This window comes from Kitasatospora brasiliensis, assembly GCF_032654805.1.
Lineage (GTDB): Bacteria > Actinomycetota > Actinomycetes > Streptomycetales > Streptomycetaceae > Kitasatospora > Kitasatospora brasiliensis.
Window position 1 is genome coordinate 361,953 of record NZ_JAUOOW010000001.1, and the last position, 12,838, is coordinate 374,790.

A 12,838-nucleotide genomic window follows, 5' to 3' on the forward strand; every position below is an offset into this window, starting at 1 on the left:
CAGTGGTCACCCGGTGAGCCGGGCCTCCAGGGCGCGCAGATCCCTGGTCAGCGCGCCGCGCACCTGGCGGGACATCAGCGGGCCGACCAGGCAGGGGCCGCCGCGGACGCGGATGCGGGCGAAGGTGCCGGCCTGGGTGGGCTCGAAGGTGTAGGTGACGCGCATGGGCATCGGGCCGGCGACGGAGACCAGGTCGAGCACCGTCGGCGGGGCGTGGCGCACCACGCGCAGCACGTAGCTGAAGGTCCGGCCCAGGAAGCGCGCGGTCCGGGTGACCTCGGCGCCGACACCGAAGCCGCCACCGTCGGTGTCGACGCCGCCGGTATCGGCCGCCCGGGTGAGGGTGGCGCTGCGGACGCCCTCGGTCCACTCGGAGTCGTGGCGCCAGTCCATCGCGTACGCGGCGACCGTGGCGGGCGGGAGGGGGATCAGGCGTTCCACTGTGACGTCGAGGGGCATGATCACACTCTCCCGCCGGGCGGGCCGCCGCGCCCCCCGGACTCGCCCGCGCGGACGGCCCTGGATCAGAGTCCCAGGATCCGCTGGGCCTCCGCCCGCATCTCGACCTTGCGGATCTTCCCGGTGACCGTCATCGGGAACTCCTCGACCACGTGCACATAGCGCGGGATCTTGAAGTGGGCGAGCCGCCCGGTGCAGTACTCGCGCACGGCCTCGGCGGTGAGCGGCTCGGCGCCCTCGCGCATCCGGATCCAGGCCATCAGCTCCTCGCCGTACTTGGCGTCGGGGACGCCGATGACCTGGATGTCGAGGATGTCCGGGTGGGTGTAGAGGAACTCCTCGATCTCGCGCGGGTAGAGGTTCTCGCCGCCGCGGATCACCATGTCCTTGATCCGCCCGGTGATGGCGAGGTAGCCGGACTCGTCCATCACCGCGAGGTCCCCGGTGTGCATCCAGCGGGCGGCGTCGACGGCCTCGGCGGTGCGCTCGGGCTCGCCCCAGTAGCCGAGCATGACGGAGTAGCCGCGGGTGCACAGTTCACCGGGCTCGCCGCGCGGGACGGTCAGGCCGGTGACCGGGTCGACGACCTTGACCTCCAGGTGCGGCCCGACCCGGCCGACGGTGGCGACCCGGCGCTCGACCGGGTCGTCCCCCCGGGTCTGGGTGGAGACCGGCGAGGTCTCGGTCATGCCGTAGCAGATGGAGACCTGGGCCATCCCCATCCGCCCGATGACCTCCTTCATCACCTCGGCGGGGCAGGGCGAGCCGGCCATGATGCCGGTGCGCAGGCTGGTGAGGTCGTAGCTCTCGAAGGCCGGGTCGGCCAGCTCGGCGATGAACATGGTCGGCACGCCGTACAGCGAGGTGCAGCGCTCGGCGGCGACGGCGGCCAGGGTGGCGCCGGGCTCGAAGGAGGGGGCCGGGATGACCATGCAGGCGCCGTGCGAGGTGGCGGCGAGGTTGCCCATCACCATGCCGAAGCAGTGGTAGAAGGGCACCGGGATGCAGATCCGGTCCTGCTCGCTGTAGTCGAGCAACTCCCCCACGAAGTAACCGTTGTTGAGGATGTTGTGGTGCGAGAGCGTGGCACCCTTGGGGAAACCGGTCGTCCCGGAGGTGTACTGGATGTTGATCGGGTCGTCTGGGGCCAACTCGGCCTGGCGCTCGGCGAGTCGGGAGGCGTCGGCCCGCTTGCCGGTGGCGAGGACGGCGTCCCAGGCGGGGCTGCCGAGCAGCAGGACGCTCTCCAACTCGTTACAGCGGGGCCGGACTTCCTCGATCATCCTGGCGTAGTCGGAGGTCTTGAAGCGCTCGGCGGCGACCAGCAGCCGGATGCCCGCCTGGTTCAGCACGTACTCCAACTCGTGGGCACGGTAGGCCGGGTTGACGGTGACCAGGATCGCGCCGAGCTTGGCGGTGGCGTACTGGGTGAGCGTCCACTCGGCGCAGTTGGGCGCCCAGATGCCGACCCGGTCGCCCTTGGCGATCCCGAGTTCCAGCAGGCCGAGGGCCAGGGCGTCGACGTCGGCGGCGAGTTCGGCGTACGTCCAGCGGCGGGCGGTGGCCCGGTCGACCAGGGCGTCGCGCTCGGGGAAGGCGCGCACCGCGCGGTCGAGGTTCTCCCCGATGGTGTCGCCGAGCAGCGGGACGTCCGAGGTGCCGGAGGCGTAGCTGCGCGGGGTCGGCGTGGTCGACACGGGCTGGCTCCTGGGTGCGATGGTGCGGGACACGACCATGGTCCCGGCCCCGGCCCCGCGCCACCACCCCCGAACGGGGGTACGGACACGGCGCTGGGGCCGCCCCTCGGGTTCGACGGGCGGCCCCAGCGCGCGGGACTACTCGTTGACGCAGATGTTGCCGAAGGCCGGGTTGGCGAGGCCGATGATGTCGACCGAGTCGCCGCAGAGGTTGAGCTCCAGGTTGATCGGGATCTGGAACTGGTTGCCGGACAGGACGCCGGGGTTGCCGGCGTCGACGCCTTCGGCCACGGCGTTGCCGGCGGAGGCGGTGCCGGCACCGGCGAGGACCGTCACCGCGGCGAGGGCAGTGGCGGCGAGGGTGGTGCGAATACGCATTGCGTCGCTCCTTGTGAGCACAGAGGTTCGGAGTGTGACGATCACACCCGCCCACGATCACAAGGGATCCGCTCCCCCGCACGCCGGATTGCCCCGTCCTGGGGCGTGTCGCCCGCCCGCCCCTCCTCCACCTCGGTCACCGGACCGGCGACGCTCCGTGATTCCAGCAGGTCCCGGGCCGGATACGGGCCGAGTCCGACCGCCTCCGCCCCGGCCGCCGGGCCACCCGGATCCCGGTCGCATTGGATCCGACCGGCGTAACGCGGGCGTACGGACGCGGGCACGCCGAGGCCCCGGAACCCTGGCTGGGTTCCGGGGCCTCGGCCCGGCGGCGGAGAGTGGTCCGGTTGTTCCTTCGTCCGACGGACGTTCAGCGGAAGCGGCGCAGCCGGAGGCTGTTGCCGACCACGAAGACCGAGGAGAAGGCCATCGCGGCCCCCGCGATCATCGGGTTGAGCAGCCCGGCCGCGGCCAGCGGCAGGGCGGCGACGTTATAGCCGAAGGCCCAGAACAGGTTGCTCTTGATGGTGCCGAGGGTCTTGCGGGAGAGCCGGATGGCGTCCGCCGCGGCCAGCAGGTCGCCGCGGACCAGGGTGAGGTCGCCGGCCTCGATCGCGGCGTCGGTGCCGGTGCCCATCGCCAGGCCCAGGTCGGCCTGGGCGAGCGCGGCCGCGTCGTTGACGCCGTCGCCGACCATCGCGACGACCTTGCCCTCGGCCTGGAGCCGCTTGACGGTGTCGACCTTGTCCTGCGGCATGACCTCGGCGATCACGTGCTCCGGCTTGATGCCGACCTCGGCCGCCACCGCCTCGGCGACCAGCTTGTTGTCACCGGTCAGCAGCACCGGGGTCAGCCCCAGGGCGCGCAGCCTGCCGATGGCCTCGGCGCTGGTCGGCTTGACCGCGTCGGCGACCTCCAGCACGGCCCGCGCCTCGCCGTCCCAGCCGACCGCGATCGCGGTGCGGCCGGCCGCCTCGGCGGTGCGCTTGGCCTCGGCCAGCGCCTCGGGCAGCTGCTGCGACCACTCGTTGAGCAGGGACTCCCGGCCGGCCACCACGGCATGGCCGTCCACCACGCCCTGGACGCCCAGGCCCGGGACGTTCTCGAAGCCCTCGACGGCGGGCAGTTCACCGGCCTTGGCGGCGGCGTTGGCGATCGCCCGGGCGATCGGGTGCTCGGAGGCGTGCTCCAGGGCCCCGGCCAGGCGCAGCACCTCGGCCTCGGTGGTGCCGGCCGTGGTGTGGACGGCGAGCAGGGTCATCTGGCCGCTGGTGACGGTGCCGGTCTTGTCCAGGACGATGGTGTCGACCTTGCGGGTGGACTCCAGGACCTCCGGGCCCTTGATCAGGATGCCGAGCTGGGCGCCGCGGCCGGTGCCGACCAGCAGCGCGGTCGGGGTGGCCAGGCCGAGGGCGCAGGGGCAGGCGATGATCAGTACGGCCACGGCTGCCGTGAAGGCGGCGGTCCAGCCCTCGCCGGTGCCCAGCCAGTAGCCGAGGGTGGCCACCGCGAGGGTGATCACGATCGGCACGAAGACCGCGGAGATCTTGTCGGCGAGGCGCTGCGCGGCGGCCTTGCCGTTCTGCGCGTCCTCGACCAGCTTGGCCATCCGGGACAGCTGGGTGTCCGCGCCGACCCGGGTCGCCTCGACGACCAGCCGGCCGCCCGCGTTGACGGTGGCGCCGGTGACGCTGTCGCCGACCCCGACCTCGACCGGGACGGACTCGCCGGTCAGCATCGAGGCGTCCACCGCCGAGGCGCCCTCGACCACGGTGCCGTCGGTGGCGATCTTCTCGCCGGGACGGACCACGAAGCGGTCGCCGACGGAGAGGTCCGCGATCGGGATGAGCACCTCGACTCCCGCCCGTCGCCCACCACCACCCTTGTCCGAGGACGCTTCGCGCCCGCCCCCCTCGTTGCGCAGCACCGTCACGTCCTTGGCGCCCAGTTCCAGCAGCGCCTTGAGAGCGGCACCGGCGGTGCGCTTGGAACGGGCCTCGAAGTAGCGCCCGGCCAGGATGAAGGCGGTGACGCCGGCCGCCGCCTCCAGGTAGATGTTGGACGAGCCGTCGCTGCGGGCGATGGTGAACTCGAAGCCGTGCCGCATGCCCGGCATCCCCGCGTCGCCGAAGAACAGCGCCCACAGCGACCAGAGGAACGCGGCGATGGTGCCGAGCGAGACCAGGGTGTCCATGGTGGCGGCGCCGTGCCGGGCGTTGGTGAACGCGGCCCGGTGGAACGGCCAGGCGGCGTAGGTGACGACCGGGGCGGCGAGGGTCAGCGACAGCCACTGCCAGTTGTCGAACTGCAGGGCCGGCACCATCGCCATCGCGATCACCGGCACCGCGAGGGCCACCGCCGTGAACAACCGCTGGCGCAGCGGGGCCAGTTCGTCGGCCGGCTCGGCCTGCTCGCCGCTCCCGCCCTCGGTGGCCGGCGGCTTGGGCAGCGCGGCGGTGTAGCCGGTGGCCTCGACGGTGGCGATCAGGTCGGCGACCTCGATGCCGCCCTCGAAGGAGACCTTCGCCTTCTCGGTGGCGTAGTTGACGCTGGCCGTGACACCGTCCATCCGGTTGAGCTTCTTCTCGATCCGGGCCGCGCACGAGGCGCACGTCATTCCGCCGATCGAGAGTTCCACCTCCGCGGAGGCGGGTGCCTGCGTAGTCATCGTTGCTCCTCGTTCGTGACAAGTCGTGGTGCAGGGGGACGTGCGCGGCCGGGCCGTCATACCCTGGAGGGGTATCGGGCGGTGCCGAGTTCATTTATACCCCCGGGGGGTAGCGAGGGCAAGCCCTGAGGGATACCCCCGGCCGGTATTTTTCCGGGGCGGGGATCCTGCGGGGATCCACTTGACTTGATACCCCCATGGGGTATTCACTCATGGGCATCGAGCCGGCGGGCACGCCGCCCGCGCTCCCCCGTACGCCCCGCACTCCCCTGTACTTCCCGCACCGCCCGTACGCCCCGCACTCCCCCGTACTTCCCGCCGGAATCCCGAGGAGGGCCGCATGGCCGGCTACCACAACGACAAGGACCAGCTCCTGCGCCGACTGCGCCGCGTCGAAGGCCAGATCCGCGGCCTCCAGCGCATGGTCGACACCGACACCTACTGCATCGACACGCTGACCCAGGTCTCGGCCGCGACCAAGGCCCTCCAGTCCGTCGCACTGCACCTGCTCGACAGCCACCTCGCCCACTGCGTCCAGGACGCCATCGCGGGCGGCGGCACCGAGGCGGACGCCAAGGTCGCCGAGGCCTCGCAGGCCATCGCCCGGCTCATGCGGGCCTGACCTCTTTCCCCACACCCCGCTGCCCACCGCTCGCCTCGGACGTTCCAGGAGACCGCCATGAACACCCCACTGCGCATCACCGCCTTCGCCGCCGGCCTCGCCGCCGCCTTCGGCCTCGCCCTCGGCGTCGGCAACGCCACCGGCAACGGGCCCACGCCCAAGCCCGCCGCCGCACACGCGGGGCACGCGGACCACGCGGGCCACGCGGGCCACTCCGAGGAGGCCGGTGGCGCCGCCGACCATCTGCCCGGCGGGCTCCAGATCTCCGAGCGCGGCTACACCCTCAACGTCGACACCCCCTTCGTCACCGCCGGCTCCCCCACCGACCTGCGCTTCCGCATCCTCGGCGCCGACGGCAAGCCGGTCACCTCGTACCAGCAGCAGCACGAGAAGGAACTGCACCTGATCGTCGCCCCGCGCGACCTCTCCACCTTCCAGCACCTGCACCCGACGCTCGCCGCCGACGGCACCTGGAGCGCCCCGACCGCCGTCCCCGCCGCCGGGGAGTACCGAGTCTTCGCGGACTTCACCCCGACCGGGGCCAGCGAGGGCCTGACCCTCGGCGCCGACCTCCACGCCGCGGGCGACCTCCACCCCGCCCCGCTGCCGGACACCGGCCGCACCGTCACCGTCGACGGCTACACCGTCACCCTGGGCGGCGACCTCACCCCCGGCCACAGCGGCCGCCTCACCCTGAGCGTCAGCAGGGACGGCAAGCCCGTCACCGACCTCCAGCCCTACCTCGGCGCCTACGGCCACCTCGTCGCCCTCCGCGCCGGCGACCTCGCCTACCTGCACGTCCACCCGGACACCACCACCCCGGGCCCGGAGATCGGCTTCACCACCACCGCCCCGAGCACGGGCAGCTACCGCCTCTTCCTGGACTTCAAGCACCAGGACACCGTCCGCACCGCCGCCTTCACCGTGACCACGGACTCCACCGCGGCCCCCGCCCCGGCCGCCCCGGCCACCGCCGAGCACACCGAGGGCACGGACGACCACCAGCACTGAGCAGCACCCCGTACAGGCCGGGCGATCCCATGGCGGATCGCCCGGCATGGCTGTTCACGCGGACAGGCGCCCGGCGGCTTGCCGGAGCACCGCGCGCAGGAGGGCATCCGCGTTGCCCGGGGTGGCCGCCCGGAGCCGCATCTCGATGTGAGCGGCACTGACGGTGCCGACCGGGCGGGCCGAGGTTAGTTCGACGTTCACTGCGCGCCGCCGTCCGTTCCGATGATCGGCGCTCAGTGAGCAGGCGTCGAAGCAGCTGATCTCCGAAGTGGCAGGAAGCTATGAACACGGTTGATCTGACAGGAGAGTGGGCTGGTCGCTGACCAAGCCCGGCACGTTTGCGCGAGAAGTCGGCTGGGCCGACTTCTCGCACAGCTCGTCCGTCCTCGACCATCGGGTGTCGACGCAGCCGAGCTCTGTGGTCACGGGCCCGAGTTGCCCTCGAAGACACCAAAGTTGATCAGGCTCACCCGGTGGTCCCAGGCGTCCCACTTCACGAGCTTCCGCGCGCCCCAGTAGTAGTTGTCGTAAGACATGAGGTCGCCGTAGGAAACGTTTTCGTCCACCCGGGAGGGGCTGCCGAACGCTGCCAGGAATTCCTCGTAGGACGTCAGGTGGGCGAAGTGGGACAGGTGCGGGCCGTAGATCGCGAAGCCGACGACCGCCCCCGCTCGGACCTTGTAGGTGAGCTTGTCCGCGCAGTACAGGAATCCGTCCGACCGAGCGGTGTGGTCGACGACCTCGTCGAGGGTCAGCCGCCGCCCGTCGGCGTCGTGGTACGCGCTGTCGATGTCAGTCCCGCCGCTATACCGGGCGACTATCGAGGAGGACGCCTCGACGATGGTGCCGCGAGGGACGTCGGTAGCCGGTGCTCCCAGGGGCACGCCGTTCATCGTGACTGTGGTGAGGTCGAGTTGGGGCAGGGCCAGCACGTCGGGGTTGTCGAGGATCTCGATCATCAGTGGAGTGTAGGGCTCTCCCGACGCTCCCGACGGAAAATGGTTTGCCGACTGACCATCGCCTGGTGAGAATGAATGGATGATCCCCACCGAGCTGCACGGGCCTGTCGAGACTCCGCCGATCGTCACCGAACTCGCGGCCGGGCAGCCCGTACAGGCTGTGTGGCGGAACGACCTCGGCGGGTTGACCTTCCAGGTCGGACTGGGCGACGTACGCCGGTTCGTGAAGTGGACGCCGGCCAGCAGCGGGGTCGACCTGGCCGCCGAGGTGGCGCGCCTGCGGTGGGCGAGGAGCTTCACCGTGGTGCCGCGGGTGATCGGCGAGGGCGCTGACGACTCCGGGTCCTGGATCGTCACCCAGGGCCTGCCCGGGCGCTCGGCCGTGGACGACCACTGGAAGCGCGACCCCGGCACCGCCGTGCGCGCGATCGGTTCCGGGCTGCGGCAGCTCCATGAGGCGTTGCCTGTCGCGGACTGCCCGTTCGACTGGTCGGCCGAGTCGCGCCTGGAGAACGCGCGGTCCCGGGCGGCGGCGGGCCTGATCGATCCGGCGGACTGGCCCGAAGAGATTCAGCGCTTCGGCACGGTCGATCACGCGCTGGACGTGCTCGCCGACGTCCCGCCCGTCGACCGGCTCGTCGTCTGCCACGGCGACGCCTGTGCTCCCAACACCCTGGTCGGCGACGACGGCACCTGCACCGGGCACGTCGACTTCGACACGCTCGGTGTCGCCGACCGCTGGGCCGATCTCGCCATCGCCACCTGGAGCACCCGGTGGAACTACGGTCCGGGGTGGGAGGAGCCGCTGCTCGAAGCCTACGGAGTCGAGCCCGACCTCGAACGGATCGGCTACTACCGGCTGCTGTGGGAGCTGACGGACTGATCCGGCGCCGGCGCCCGCCGCTGCGCCGCCCCCACGACCAGTGCGCCGGCCGCGCCGAGGAGACAGAGCACGGTGGCGGCCAGGACGGCGTGGTCCGCGCCGTCGGCGGCGGCTTCGGGGGTGGCGGGGCCGCCGAGGCCCATCAGGGTGACGGTGATCGCCACGCCGAGCGAGGAACCCAGGTAGCGGGCGGTGTTGTTGGCGCCCGAGCCCATCGCGGCGCGGTCCTCGGGGACGCTGGTGACGGCGAGGCGGCCGAGTGCCGCGTTGAGCACGCCGCTGCCGACGCCGGCCACGGCCAGGCCGGGGGCCAGGCGGAGCCAGGAGTCGCCGGGGCGCAGCCCGATCAGGGTGAGTTCGCCGAGGCCGCAGACCAGCAGGGCGATGGCGAGTTGGGCGGTGGCGCCGATCCGCCCGGCCAGGCGCCGGGCCTGCAGCGCGGCGACCACCGACAAGCCGGACCAGATGGCGAGCACTCCCCCGGCGGCCAACGCCGAGACCCCGAGCACCCGTTGCAGCGCGGCGGGCAGGCAGCTCATCAGGCCGACCACGGCGAGGCCGGTGAACAACGCCCCGCCGGTGGCGGCGACGAAGCCCGGCTCGCGGAACAGCCGTAGGTCGAGCATGGGGTCGGCGCTGCGGGCCTCGACCGCGGCGAACGCGGCGAGCAGCAGCACCCCGGCGGCCAGCAGGGCGAGCACCACGGGTTGCGTCCAGCCGTACCGGCCCTCGGCGAGGCCGGCGATCAGGGCGGCGGTGCCGGTGCCGAGGGTGAGCACGCCCGGGGTGTCGACGCGGTGGCGGGCGGCGCTGTGGGACTTCTCCAGCACGGTGGCGGCGAGTGCGAGCAGGGCGGCGGCGAGCAGGGCGAGCCCCCAGTAGACGGAGCGCCAGCCGAGCCAGCGCTCGGCGAGCGCCGCGTACACCGGGCCGATCGCGATGCCCAGGCCCACCGCCGCGCCCCAGACGCCGAGCGCCCGCACCCGGGCGGGGCCGCTGGGGTAGGCCTCGCCGATCAGGCCGAGGCTCGGCGCGAGGACGGCGGCGGAGGCGGCGCCCTGGACGACCCGGGCGGCGAGGAAGGTGCCCGCCCCGGGGGCGGCCGCGGCGGCGGCGCTGGAGAGGACGAGCAGCAGGGCGCCCGCGGTGAAGACCCGCTTGCGGCCCCGGTCGTCGGCGATGCTGCCGGCGGTGAGCAACAGGGCGGAGAGGCCGACCAGGGCGCCGGTGAGCACCCAGGTCTGGGCGGTGGGGCCGGCGTGCAGGGCGGCGGCGGTCGGGGCGAGGGTGGTCATCGGCACGGTGTACGCGACGAGGACCAGCAGGGTGCCGTAGGCGGCGGTCGCCAGCACGCCCTGCGCGCTTCGGGTGGTCATGTCCGACTCCCGGGTGGTGAGTTGTCGTACGGTCCGGATCCGGTCAGCGGTTCGGGCAGCAGCGGGCCGTGGCGCCCCGGGCCGGCTCGGCGGGAGCGGCGGCGGCCGCGACGGCGCCGGCCAGGCAGGCGATCAGGCAGCGGGTGACGGGGTGGCGTGCGGCCCGGACCAGTGCGGCGAGTGGGTCGGCGGCGGGGGTTTCGCGGTGGGTCATCGGGGTCTCCCTACGGGTGCGGGACGGTCCAGGGTCCAAGGCCGCAGGGGCCGCGCCTGTGAGACGCGGCCCCGGTGGGGTGGACGGGGCGGGCGCCGGATCGGGCCCGCCCCGTGGTGGGACGGTGTGGACGGCCTCACATGACCGGCGCGGACTGCGCGTCGGCGGCCGTGGCGCCGGTGCTCTCGGGGCGCGGGGTGCGCAGGGTGGCCACCGCGAGCAGGCCGCCGACCACCGCGATCGCGGCGGAGCCGATGAAGGCGGCGGAGAAGCCCGAGGTCAGGCTCTCGACGGTGGTGTCCGAGGTCTGGGCGCCGGCCAGCGCGGTCATCGCGGCCAGGCCGAGTGCCGAGCCGACCTGGTAGCCGGTGTTGACGATGCCGGAGGCGAGGCCACCGTCCTCCGGGGGCGCGGCGGAGATCGCGGTGCCGAGGGAGGGGATGAAGGCGAGCGCCATGCCGATCGCGGCGAGCAGCGAGGCGGGCAGCACGTCGACCCAGAAGTTGCCGTCCGGGCGGGCCAGCGAGAGCCCGAACAGGCCGGCGCCGAGGGCCAGCATGCCGGTGACGACCAGCGCCTTGGGGCCGAAGCGGGCGATCAGCTTGGGCGCCGCGGTGATCATGATGGCCATGATGGCGACGGTCATCGGCAGCAGGGCCGCGCCGCTGGCGAAGGCGCCGAGGTGGAGCACCTGCTGGAGGTAGAGGTTCAGGAAGAACCACATCGGCACCCAGGCGGCGGCCAGCAGGAACTGGGCGAGGTTGGCGGCGCCGAGGTTCGGCGCCCGGAAGATGCTCAGCCGCATCAGCGGCTCGCGGCGCTTGCCCTGGATGACCAGGAAGGCGATCAGCAGCACGGCCGCGACGGCCAGCGTCAGCAGGGTCGAGGCCGAGGCCCAACCCGCCTCCGGGGCACGGACGATGGCGTACACCGCGGCGGCCAGGCCGCCGGTGACGGTGAGGGCGCCGAAGATGTCGATGCCGCCGCTGCGCCGGGGCACGGAGGGCATCAGCGAGGGGGTGGCGAACAGCGCGACCAGGGCGACGGGGATGTTGATGTAGAACACCCACGGCCAGCTGATGTACTGGGTGATCAGGCCGCCGAGGAAGACGCCCGCGGTGCCGCCGGCCGGGGCCGCCGCGCCGTACAGGGCGAAGGCCTTGGTCAGCTCCTTGGGGTTGCCGCCGAAGAGCATCATCAGCAGGGTGAGCGCCGCGGGGGCGATCATCGCGGCGCCGAGGCCCTGGACGGCGCGGCCGGCCAGCTCGGTGGGGACGTTCTGGGCGAGGCCGGCGACCACCGAGCCGACGCCGAGGACCGCCCAGCCGGTGGAGAACAGGCGGCGGGCGCCGAGCAGGTCGGACAGTCGGCCGCCGAGCAGGAGCAGGCCACCGAAGGCCACCACGTACGCGTTGAACACCCAGGACAGGTTCTCCTGGCTGAAGCCCAGGACGTCCTTCATCTTGGGCAGCGCCACCCCGATGATCGAGGTGTCCATGATCACGATGAACTGCGCGGCGGCGATCAGCGCCAGTGCGCGCCACCTCCGGGGGTTCGGCCCGGTGTTGTCGGTTGCCATCTCTCTTACTCCCTACCCGTTGGGGGTATCTGCCGGGGCCGGGGGAACGGCCGCCTGCAAAGGTCATCGGTCGTCAACTTCCGGCGCATGCATGGCGCATGTGCCGGTCGACGACCCCGGTGAGGACGTGTCAGAGCATACCCTAGGGGGGTAGGGTTTAACCCGTGGAAGCTGGAAGCGGGTTCGCTGGGCCTAGGGGTGGGGGGTATGTGGCCGCCTGGCCGCGAGGCCGCGTTTCAGGCCTGACCAGGCCCGGCGCACCGCCCGCAGTCACGCCTCCGACTACCCGTTTCCTAAGTAAGTTCGCAGAACTCCCTTGGCCAGGACCGGACTTGATTTCGCCATAGGCCTCCGCTCTACTGACCCTCCGGGCCTCCCCGAGACCTCCCGAGACCCCAGCGCCGAAATGAGGACCGCACGATGGACTCCACGGTGGAGCTGCGCCCGGCCCGACCGGCCGAGGCCGCCGCCATCTCCCGCCTCCTCGCGGCCTGTTGGCGCCAGGACTACGCGGAGTACCTGGGCGGCCAGCGCACCGAGCACCTGATCGCCACCTACTGCCCCGTCGGCCGGATCACCGTCGAGATCTCCGGTTCCGGCGCCGGGGACGGCTGGCTCGGCTGGCTGGTCGCCGAGCGCGCCGGAGAGGTCGTCGGCGCGGGTGCCGGCGGCATCGCCACGATCGGATCGGGCGAGGTCTACACCCTGTGCGTGGCCGCCGAGCAGCGGCGCCGGGGCATCGGAAGCGGGCTGCTCGCCGCGCTCACCGAACAGCAACGGGCGCGCGGCGCCGGGCACCAGTGGGTGAGCACCCACGACGCCGACGACCCCTCGGCGCCCTTCCTCGCCCGGCACGGCTTCGTCGCCGACGGTGCGGCGCGGCCCTCGGGTGGCGGCGTGCGGCTGCGCCGCGACATCTGAGCGCGGTACGGGGTGGGGGTATCCGCCCTCGGCCGACCCCTGGGCGCGCGGCGGAGCCAGGGGGTATCCGG

Annotated in this window: 13 protein-coding genes; 4 read left to right on the forward strand and 9 right to left on the reverse strand. The window is 72.8% G+C overall.

Annotated elements, in window-relative coordinates; all coding sequences use genetic code 11:
- Positions 1–6: 6 nt before the first annotated feature.
- From QWJ13_RS01545 to QWJ13_RS01560, 4 genes are all read right to left on the reverse strand, one after another.
- Positions 7–459 carry an SRPBCC family protein gene (locus tag QWJ13_RS01545; RefSeq protein WP_316519983.1) on the reverse strand — a complete coding sequence of 151 codons (453 nt, stop codon included), beginning with the start codon at positions 457–459 and terminating at the stop codon, positions 7–9.
- A gap of 65 nt (positions 460–524) precedes the next feature.
- Positions 525–2,156, reverse strand: a complete 1,632-nt coding sequence (locus QWJ13_RS01550) for an AMP-binding protein (RefSeq protein WP_316519984.1) — start codon at positions 2,154–2,156, stop codon at positions 525–527.
- A 138-nt stretch (positions 2,157–2,294) separates the two neighbouring features.
- Positions 2,295–2,534 carry a chaplin gene (locus tag QWJ13_RS01555; protein ID WP_316519985.1) on the reverse strand — a complete coding sequence of 80 codons (240 nt, stop codon included), beginning with the start codon at positions 2,532–2,534 and terminating at the stop codon, positions 2,295–2,297.
- A gap of 370 nt (positions 2,535–2,904) precedes the next feature.
- Positions 2,905–5,202 carry a heavy metal translocating P-type ATPase gene (locus QWJ13_RS01560; RefSeq protein WP_316519986.1) on the reverse strand — a complete coding sequence of 766 codons (2,298 nt, stop codon included), beginning with the start codon at positions 5,200–5,202 and terminating at the stop codon, positions 2,905–2,907.
- A gap of 340 nt (positions 5,203–5,542) precedes the next feature.
- Here QWJ13_RS01560 and QWJ13_RS01565 point away from each other — a divergent pair, with 340 nt between their 5' ends.
- Both QWJ13_RS01565 and QWJ13_RS01570 read left to right on the forward strand, forming a co-directional pair.
- Complete coding sequence (locus QWJ13_RS01565) at positions 5,543–5,824, forward strand: metal-sensitive transcriptional regulator (RefSeq protein ID WP_316519987.1); 282 nt, start codon at positions 5,543–5,545, stop codon at positions 5,822–5,824.
- Positions 5,825–5,881: 57 nt separating this feature from the next.
- A complete protein-coding gene (locus tag QWJ13_RS01570) occupies positions 5,882–6,835 on the forward strand; it encodes a DUF8832 domain-containing protein (RefSeq protein ID WP_316519988.1) in 954 nt (317 codons plus the stop codon).
- Between the two features lie 54 nt (positions 6,836–6,889).
- On the opposite strand, the gene QWJ13_RS01575 is transcribed toward QWJ13_RS01570, so the two are convergent.
- Together QWJ13_RS01575 and QWJ13_RS01580 are read right to left on the reverse strand one after the other, a co-directional pair.
- Positions 6,890–7,036 (reverse strand): hypothetical protein, encoded by a 147-nt coding sequence (locus QWJ13_RS01575; protein WP_316519989.1) that lies wholly within the window; start codon positions 7,034–7,036, stop codon positions 6,890–6,892.
- A 221-nt stretch (positions 7,037–7,257) separates the two neighbouring features.
- Positions 7,258–7,794: a hypothetical protein gene (locus QWJ13_RS01580; protein ID WP_316519990.1), complete on the reverse strand. Its 537-nt coding sequence runs from the start codon at positions 7,792–7,794 to the stop codon at positions 7,258–7,260.
- 79 nt (positions 7,795–7,873) lie between these two features.
- Here QWJ13_RS01580 and QWJ13_RS01585 point away from each other — a divergent pair, with 79 nt between their 5' ends.
- On the forward strand, positions 7,874–8,677 hold the full coding sequence (locus tag QWJ13_RS01585) for an aminoglycoside 3'-phosphotransferase (protein ID WP_316519991.1): 804 nt from the start codon (positions 7,874–7,876) through the stop codon (positions 8,675–8,677).
- On the opposite strand, the gene QWJ13_RS01590 is transcribed toward QWJ13_RS01585, so the two are convergent.
- The 3 genes from QWJ13_RS01590 to QWJ13_RS01600 all read right to left on the reverse strand — a co-directional run bounded on the left by QWJ13_RS01590 (position 8,647) and on the right by QWJ13_RS01600 (position 11,846).
- On the reverse strand, positions 8,647–10,053 hold the full coding sequence (locus tag QWJ13_RS01590) for an MFS transporter (RefSeq protein ID WP_316519992.1): 1,407 nt from the start codon (positions 10,051–10,053) through the stop codon (positions 8,647–8,649). The genes QWJ13_RS01585 and QWJ13_RS01590 overlap by 31 nt on opposite strands.
- A gap of 43 nt (positions 10,054–10,096) precedes the next feature.
- Positions 10,097–10,267, reverse strand: coding sequence for a hypothetical protein (locus tag QWJ13_RS01595; protein ID WP_316519993.1), 171 nt, complete (start codon positions 10,265–10,267; stop codon positions 10,097–10,099).
- A 136-nt stretch (positions 10,268–10,403) separates the two neighbouring features.
- A complete protein-coding gene (locus tag QWJ13_RS01600) occupies positions 10,404–11,846 on the reverse strand; it encodes an MFS transporter (protein ID WP_316519994.1) in 1,443 nt (480 codons plus the stop codon).
- Positions 11,847–12,266: 420 nt separating this feature from the next.
- Here QWJ13_RS01600 and QWJ13_RS01605 point away from each other — a divergent pair, with 420 nt between their 5' ends.
- Complete coding sequence (locus QWJ13_RS01605) at positions 12,267–12,767, forward strand: GNAT family N-acetyltransferase (RefSeq protein WP_316519995.1); 501 nt, start codon at positions 12,267–12,269, stop codon at positions 12,765–12,767.
- Positions 12,768–12,838 lie beyond the last annotated feature (71 nt).